The 7270-nt window shown below is 67.8% G+C and carries 5 protein-coding genes and 2 pseudogenes; 3 read left to right on the forward strand and 4 right to left on the reverse strand.

From position 1 onward, the window contains the following. Positions 1-34: 34 nt before the first annotated feature. Positions 35-1033: pseudogene (locus ABZ939_RS30845) on the reverse strand (IS630 family transposase). A gap of 521 nt (positions 1034-1554) precedes the next feature. After that, positions 1555-2292: a dienelactone hydrolase family protein gene (locus tag ABZ939_RS30850; RefSeq protein WP_361862372.1), complete on the reverse strand. Its 738-nt coding sequence runs from the start codon at positions 2290-2292 to the stop codon at positions 1555-1557. Positions 2293-2621: 329 nt separating this feature from the next. Here ABZ939_RS30850 and ABZ939_RS30855 point away from each other — a divergent pair, with 329 nt between their 5' ends. Both ABZ939_RS30855 and ABZ939_RS30860 read left to right on the forward strand, forming a co-directional pair. Continuing rightward, positions 2622-3392 carry a transposase family protein gene (locus ABZ939_RS30855; protein ID WP_361862375.1) on the forward strand — a complete coding sequence of 257 codons (771 nt, stop codon included), beginning with the start codon at positions 2622-2624 and terminating at the stop codon, positions 3390-3392. Between the two features lie 614 nt (positions 3393-4006). Continuing rightward, positions 4007-4546 carry an SMI1/KNR4 family protein gene (locus tag ABZ939_RS30860; RefSeq protein WP_361862396.1) on the forward strand — a complete coding sequence of 180 codons (540 nt, stop codon included), beginning with the start codon at positions 4007-4009 and terminating at the stop codon, positions 4544-4546. A 66-nt stretch (positions 4547-4612) separates the two neighbouring features. On the opposite strand, the gene ABZ939_RS30865 is transcribed toward ABZ939_RS30860, so the two are convergent. Next, complete coding sequence (locus tag ABZ939_RS30865) at positions 4613-5362, reverse strand: transposase family protein (protein WP_361862377.1); 750 nt, start codon at positions 5360-5362, stop codon at positions 4613-4615. 135 nt (positions 5363-5497) lie between these two features. Beyond that, entirely contained in the window at positions 5498-5878 is a 381-nt protein-coding gene (locus tag ABZ939_RS30870) for a nuclear transport factor 2 family protein (protein WP_361862380.1), read from the reverse strand. A 1177-nt stretch (positions 5879-7055) separates the two neighbouring features. On the opposite strand from ABZ939_RS30870, the pseudogene ABZ939_RS30875 reads away from it, so the two are divergent. Further along, a pseudogene (locus ABZ939_RS30875) lies at positions 7056-7270 on the forward strand (glyoxalase); the annotation flags it as partial.

Raw genomic sequence — 7270 nt, forward strand, 5'->3', positions numbered from 1 at the left:
CCATACGTGCCACCAAACATACGTTCCTTCTTGATCAGAAACTTGTGTGGTTCTGGTCGAGGACGTAGCGGACGTGGGGGGCCGCCGAGGTAGCCGCGGATGATGTGTGGCTGACGCTGGCGTCTGCGGAAGAAGCGACGGGTCTCGGCGGCGAGTTCGGCCTGGTTCTGGGCCCGGTGCTGCTTGGGCAGGCTGTGCTTGAGGTCGGCGTTCCGGCTCGTCAGGGTTCAGCTCGGGCGAGTACGGGGGCAGGAAGTGCAGCTCGACGTCGTCGGGGTGGGCAGCGAGCCAGTCGCGGACCTTCTTGGAGCGGTGGGCGGAGTGCCCGTCGACCACGAGATGGACTTTGCGGTCGAAGTGGACGGCGAGCCGGTCCAGGAAGCGGCACATCACCTCGGCGGTGAAGCTCTCGGCGAAGACCATGAAGTGCATCCGGCCTTGGTGCTGATCGCCGACATCGCGTTCACCGAGAACCGGTTGCCAGTCCGCCGCACCACGGGGGTCCTGCCCTTCTCGCCCCAGGTGCGGCCGGTGACCTGGTCGGAGCGGATGCCGACCTGGTCGGCGAACAGGACCTCGCCGCCGTCCTTCTTCGTCTTCGCTCGGATCGCCGGCCAGGTCTCCTCGTGCCAGCGGCGCACGGCCTGCGGTTCCTGCTCCACGGCCCGCTTGTCCGGACGCTGGAAGGACAGCCCCCACCGCCTCAGGTACTTGCCCACCCCGGGCTCGGTCAGCCGCACCCGGTACAGCTTCGCGATCAGCTCGCCCACCAGCCGCCGCGTCCACAACTGCCCGCTCAGGCCCACGTCGCAGGGCCGGTGATCGAGGACCGCCTGCCGCACGGCTGCCTGCTCTGCTTCCCCGAGTACCTGGTGCACCCCGACCGGCTTGCCCCGCGGCTGCATGACGAGCGTCTCCCGGCCGCCGGCCTGCCACTTCGCCCACCAGCTGTCGACCGCCTTCAGCGACACCCCGAAGACCGCCGCTACGTCCTCACGGTCCCGCCCCGCCACCAAGCGGCCACCGCCCGCAGTCGCAGGGCCTCCTGCGCCGACGGCGACAGACGCCGCGCGTCCCCCACCGGATGGCTCACCCCCCCCAACGAGCCAGAACCCAAACCGTTTCTGATCAATACAGCAGGGCCGAAGAAGTCTCTGAATACGCGGCGGCCTTGGCTCGGGAGCACGGGCTCGTCTGCTTCGATCCGCAAGGAGAGACCCTGCGGTCATGAACCGCACATCCCAATCGTCTGCATAGCCGCAGGCGCTAGTGGGGTTCAGCCGAGATACGCGTCAAGGGGGCAATGAGTAGATCTTGATGCGGCTTTACGCGTGGTCAGCAGAGTGACGCCGCAGTAAATGCGTACATCTCTCCCTGGAAGCCGGAACGGTCCGCCGCAGGTCGCGACGATCACGGCCAGGGCTCCGTCGCAGTAAATCCTTTATTTACTGCGACAGTTGTGCATACGTCTCCGCGATCGCACACTGCCCGAATGCGAGTCTGCTGTGCAGTGCGCGACGCCGACGAGGCCTGGCACCAACATGTTTGCATGGGTCATGCCCCCAGAACCTCCGTCACGGGCAGGCACTCGGTGAGCAGGTCGACGACGTCGCGCCAGGCTCGCTGTGCGTGCTGTGGGTGGTAGCCGACGCCGGGGACCACGGGGTGGTCGACCGGCGGGTGGTGGAAGGCGTGCAAGGCTCCGCCATAGACCGCGAGGCGCCAGTCGACGCCCGCAGCCTGCATCTCAGCGGTAAACGCGTCTCGTTGCGCGGGCGGCATGATCGGGTCTTCCGACCCGACCCCGGCCCACACCGGGCAGCGAATGCGCGCTGCCTCGCCCGGTCGACCCGTGGTCAGTGCGTTGACTGTCCCGATCGCGCGCAGGTTGACGCCGCCGCGCCCCAGTTCCAGCCCGACGGCGCCTCCGGTGCCGTAGCCGACGGCGGCGATCCGGTCGGGGTCGGTCCGGGGCTCGGCGCGCAGCACGTCGAGCGCCGCGTGGCCGATACCTCGCATCCGGTCGGGGTCGGCGAGCAGCGGTAGGCAACGGGCCAGCATCTCCTCGGGGTCACCCAAATAGCGCCCGCCGTGAAGGTCGAAGGCCAGCGCTACATATCCCAGCTCGGCGAGAGCATCGGCCCGGCGGCGCTCGACGTCGCTGAGCCCCATGCCCTCTGGTCCGAGCAGCACCGCGGGCCGGCGGTCGACACCGGCCGGGAGCGCGAGGTGCCCGATCATCGTCAAACCGTCGGCCGGGTACTCGACCGTACGCGTCGTAATCTTCGTCATGAGACTGGACTGTAGTGATCGTCGAGCCCGGTCCGGCCGGTGTTCTGCCGCTGGCAGAACAGCGCGGGTGCCCCTCTGAAGTACGGCGAGGGCCCCGGCGCTCAGGGCTTCAAGATCATCCCGTTGCCCCTCTGGCGCGTATCTCGGTCACACCCCCTAATGCCCCTTTGCTCTGGCTGTTCTCATCAGAGTGCGGCTCTTCCGGTTGACCGCTGCATTCACGTGCCTGACCACACGTCCCTCAAACGGTCGATGGCTCATGACCTGCGCAGACGGAGACGAGATCTAAAGCGTGTTGCAGAAGGCCGTGATCAGGGCATTTCCCTTGTATGCGTGGGGTGTTGAGGGTCGAGCCGTTGTGGGTGGAGACGTTCACGGGCTTGCGGATGGACCGGTTCGTGAAGCTGGTGAAGGTGGTCCGGGAACGGGGCGGGAATGGGCCGGGCGGCGGCCGGCCGTGGTGCCTGCCGCTGGAGGACCGGGTGCTGCTGGTGGCTGTCTACTACCGCACCAACCTCACCATGCGGCAGCTCGCGCCGTTGTTCGGCGTCTCGCCGGCGACGGTCTGCCGGGTCATCCAGCGGCTGCGGCCGCTGCTCGCGATCGAGCCGGCCTCTCGGCCCGCCGACGCGGTCGAGCGGCTGTGGATCGTGGACGGCACCCTGATCCCGGTGCGCGACCGCACGGTCGGAGCGTCCTCGCGCAACTACCGGTTCTCGGCGAACGTGCAGGTCATCATCGATGCCGACACCAGGCTCGTGGTTGCCGCGGCACGGCCGGCCCCGGGCAACAAGGCCGATGCCCAGGCCTGGCGGAACTCCGGCCTCGCCCAGCACTGCGAAGGAGTCACGGTGCTGGGCGACGGCGCCTACATCAATACCGGCCTCGTCGTCCCGCACCGCAAACGCCCCGGCCGGGACCTGTTGTCCGGCGAGGAAGAGGACAACGCCGAGCACCGGCGGGTGAGGGCCCGCGTCGAGCATGCCTTCGCCCGCATGAAGCACTACAAGATCCTCCGCGACTGCAGGCAACGCGGCACCGGCCTCCACCATGCAGTCCAAGCCGTCGCCCACATGCACAACCTCGCGCTCGCCTCGTGATCAGACCCGCCGAAAACCCACTCCGACCTGCTCGAACACAACCTTCTGCAACACGCTTTAGATAAGCACGGTGACCAGGCCGAACGAGATGCGCCCGCTCCAGGTCGGATGACTTCCCGCTCCCGCGCCGCCTGAGAAGGCGTTGCGTCTTCCGTGAGCGCGACGGGCTGCGGAGGTCTTGGTGGTTCTGCCCCATGGGTCGGAAGCACACGGCCGGCTCACCTCCTGGTCGCGCCGCTGCACATCGCTCGCAATCGAGCGGACCACGCCGTGCCGTCACGAGTCGGTGAGCGTTTTCAGCTTCGCCACCCCAGGTGACGCCGCGGCCCTCGCTTGAGTCCTGGAAGCTCCTCGGCTGGGCCCGCCGGGCACAGTGGGTTGTCTGTGAAAGGTTGTGGGCGGTCACTTCGCTGAGGGGCAGACCCTGCGCTTCGGGGCGGAAGATGATCGTGGGGAGGGATGGAACACACGCTCGAAGTGTCATCCCTGCAAGGTTCTCCGGCCGATACTTCCCAACCTCCGCAGTGGCGTAGTCGGACGGAGACATCCCTGTAGAGAGGGCAGAGGGCAGAGGGCAGAAGGCGATGAGTGTGGCTGAGAGTTGGTCGCGTGTGATGAGTCTTCTTCGGGAGCACGCGCCGGCCGATCACGCAGATCTGCCAGGGCCCGCTACGGAGCAGATGCTCGCGGCAGCCGAGGAACGGATGGGGATCTCCCTGTATGGGGACCTGCGGACGTGGCTGTTGCAGAACAATCTGGATCTGCCAGAGGGAGACGTCGACGACGAAGTGGCATGCTGCGGCTTCGCCGGGTTCCCCGACGAGGGAAGCTTCTTTCTGGGTATCCGGGCGATGGAGAGGCTCTACGCGAACCGCTCCACGTCCTGTGGATTCGACCCTCCGGACCAGCCGGACTACCCGTTCTGGCGTAACGAGTGGATCCCGTTTCTGTCGGACCAGGACGGCTGGAGGGGAAAGTTCATCGATGTGCGGGACGGGCGCGTCGGCAGCTGGTTCGTGGGTGAGATCACGGTTACGGGCGAGTACGAGTCGATGGCCCAATATTTCGACTCCGTGGCGGAGAAGCTGACGAGGATCGCCGATGGAAGCTCCCCGGTCTGTCGGTTCACCGAAGGTCGACTTGTCTGGTCGTGAGACGGTTTCCAACTGGATGACGGCCATTGCCAAGCCGCCCTCACCCTGGAACGGCAATGATCGTCGTCAGCGTTGACGTTCCAGGGAGAGGATGGCTGCGGCGATGACGGTCATCCGGTTGGGGCTGCAGCGGGCCCGGCGGAGGATCTGCCAGGACTTGAGTCGCGCGATGCTTCGTTCGACCGGTGCTCGTGCCGCTGACAGGGCTCGGTTGATTGTCTGTTGGGTCGTGGTGAGGTCCTGGCCGGGAAGTCGTCTGATGGGCGTGGTCACCCAGGGGCCGGCGCCGATGTAGGCGCGGTCGGCGAGCACGGGGACGCCCTGGCGTTCGCAGATCCGGATGATGCGGTGGGCGCGGGCCGCGGTCAGGTCGTGGGTGCGGCCGGGCAGCGCGGGTGAGATCCACAGCAGCTTGCCGGTGGGATCGGCTACGACTTGCCCGTTCACGCCGTGACGGCGGTGCTTCTGGGAGAAGTCGGCCCGGCTGTCGCCGACCCGGTCGTACTCGGCGAGCGTCCCGTCGAGCAGGACGTGATCAGGATCCGTCTCGCGCAGGACCCGCAGCAGACCGGGTGCCCGGCGGGACAGGTGATCGACGACGGCCGTGACGTAGGCGTGGGCGGTCCCGACGGATATGCCGAAGCCGGCGGCGATCTGCGTGAGCGTGTCGTGCCGACGCAGGTAGACCAGGCCGACGAGGGCGCGCTGGTGGGGCGGGAGCTTGCAGCGTCGGTCACCCTCACGGGTGACGATGAGCATCGATACCCACTCGACCAGAGCATGAGGCAGGTCGAGTGCGGCAGGACGGGGAACCAACGAGGCTCCTGTGCTGTTGAGTTGAGACGTCGAGCATCTCTCTCAACGGCACGGGAGCCTCGTGAGTTGCGGGACGCTGGCCCGTCACCCGATCAGTGGCCACTCTGAAAGAGATCAGTGAGTCCCGAGCCCCGCTCAGAACATGGTGTTGTCGTTCTTGGAGGTGGGTGGGACGACCTGGAGGACGTCCCAGTGTTCGACGATCTTGCCGCCTGCGTCGAAGCGGAAGATGTCGATGCCGGCATACTCCTCGTCGGGCCAGACCTGGCGGCAATGCAGTACGACGTGGTCACCCTCGGCGAAGGCGCGCTTGTACTCGACGCGCTTGCCTGGGTACTCGGCGGCCATGCGCTCGAAGTAGTCGATGAACGCCTGCTTGCCGTCGCCCACGTGCGGGTTGTGCTGGATGTAGGTATCGCCGACGTACTGGTCGATGGCCTCGGTGGGGCGGCACTGGTTGAACATCAGGTCGTAGAACGCCTTGGCCGCGGCCTTGTTCTTCTCCGGGTCGCTCATGGTGCCACCGTAGGTCCGGCGGCCGGGTACGGCACGGTGAGTACGTCGAGCTGGTGGTCGGCACCTGCCGGGGACGGGTAGCGCTCGGTCGGGCGACCTGCCGATCGTGGCTCCGGTCGGAGTCCTCGAACGCCTGGAGCGCTACCGGGCCAACCCCCTGCCCTCGCGTTCGTAACGCGCCCCCGGACACTCGGCGCATTGACGTCCACAGCCATCGCGCGCCCGACGACGCCACTGCCACCGGCGTGGCGATCACGGCGGCGCTCCGTATCCTCAGCACCGCGGACATCCGCGCGGCAGCCCGGGCCGCGCGGTGGCTGACCGACCGGGTGGCCGCCTCCGGCCACGCCCTCTATCCCGCAGCCGTCGTCTCGGTCGGCGGCACGCTCTCGCCCGTCCTCGAAGCCGGCCTGCGCTGCAGCCGGGAGTCGCAGATCATGCCGGTGGCCCGCCTGCGCCACCGAACTGCTGTCCACTCCACCAGGCCCCCAGCCAACCACGACGCGAGGACCGGCATCCGCGGCCCAGAGAGGTCAGTAAGGCGCCATGTGACACGGCCGGTGAGCGGACGTTCCGCTGGTACAGGGGGCAGAGGAATTTCTCGGGGCGCGTCGGCGGCACCGGTGGCGTCTACGACAGGGGCCCAGCGACCGCCGCCGCGTCGTCCGTCACCGGCAACCAGCCCGACCAGCTCGACGGCACCAAGCCCGTCACCGGCTGCACCAGCTGACCCATCCTTTCAGCAGGCTGGAGCCTGGCCGGCGCGGCGTCCCAGTACGGACAGGAGGCCCGTACTGGGGCACCTGGTGGGTACGCCTAGCCGGCGTCCAACGCAGCCGCCTGAACGCCAGGCACGCTCTCCGCCACCCGAAGAGCCTGTTCGTCGCCGCAGCCCGTCTCGCCGACGAACACGATCCCGCCGTTGTGCGACATCGACACACGCTGTTGCGAAGTCCGGACCGCGGGGAGGGCCCGGCCGCCGTCGAACGGCTGGCAGCGGGCGAGGAGTTGGCGGTGCACAGCGGATGCGGCGGCCAGCCATGCCGATGCTGCGGGTACGGCCCGCGATGCGGGGTCGGCGATCAAGGTGGAGGGGGATGCCTGCGTGCGTGGCGAAGCAGGTCTCAAGACCGGTCAGGAATCGAGAAGCCCCGGTCGCCGAGCAGCCTCTAGCGTGATGGTCATGGCAATCACCGCTTCCACCGCATCCAACACGTCCCTCGCGTCCGTCACCCTCGAGGTGGCCGACCCCGAGGCCGCCCGCCGCTTCTACACCGCCTTCGGAGTGGAGTCGCTGATTCACCTGCGGGCGTCCGAGGCACCCACCACCGGATTCCGCGGCTTCACCCTGGCTCTCACGGTGTCCCAGCCGGCCACCGTAGACAGCTTCCT

The organism is Streptomyces sp. NPDC046712 (genome assembly GCF_040645695.1).
Lineage (GTDB): Bacteria > Actinomycetota > Actinomycetes > Streptomycetales > Streptomycetaceae > Streptomyces.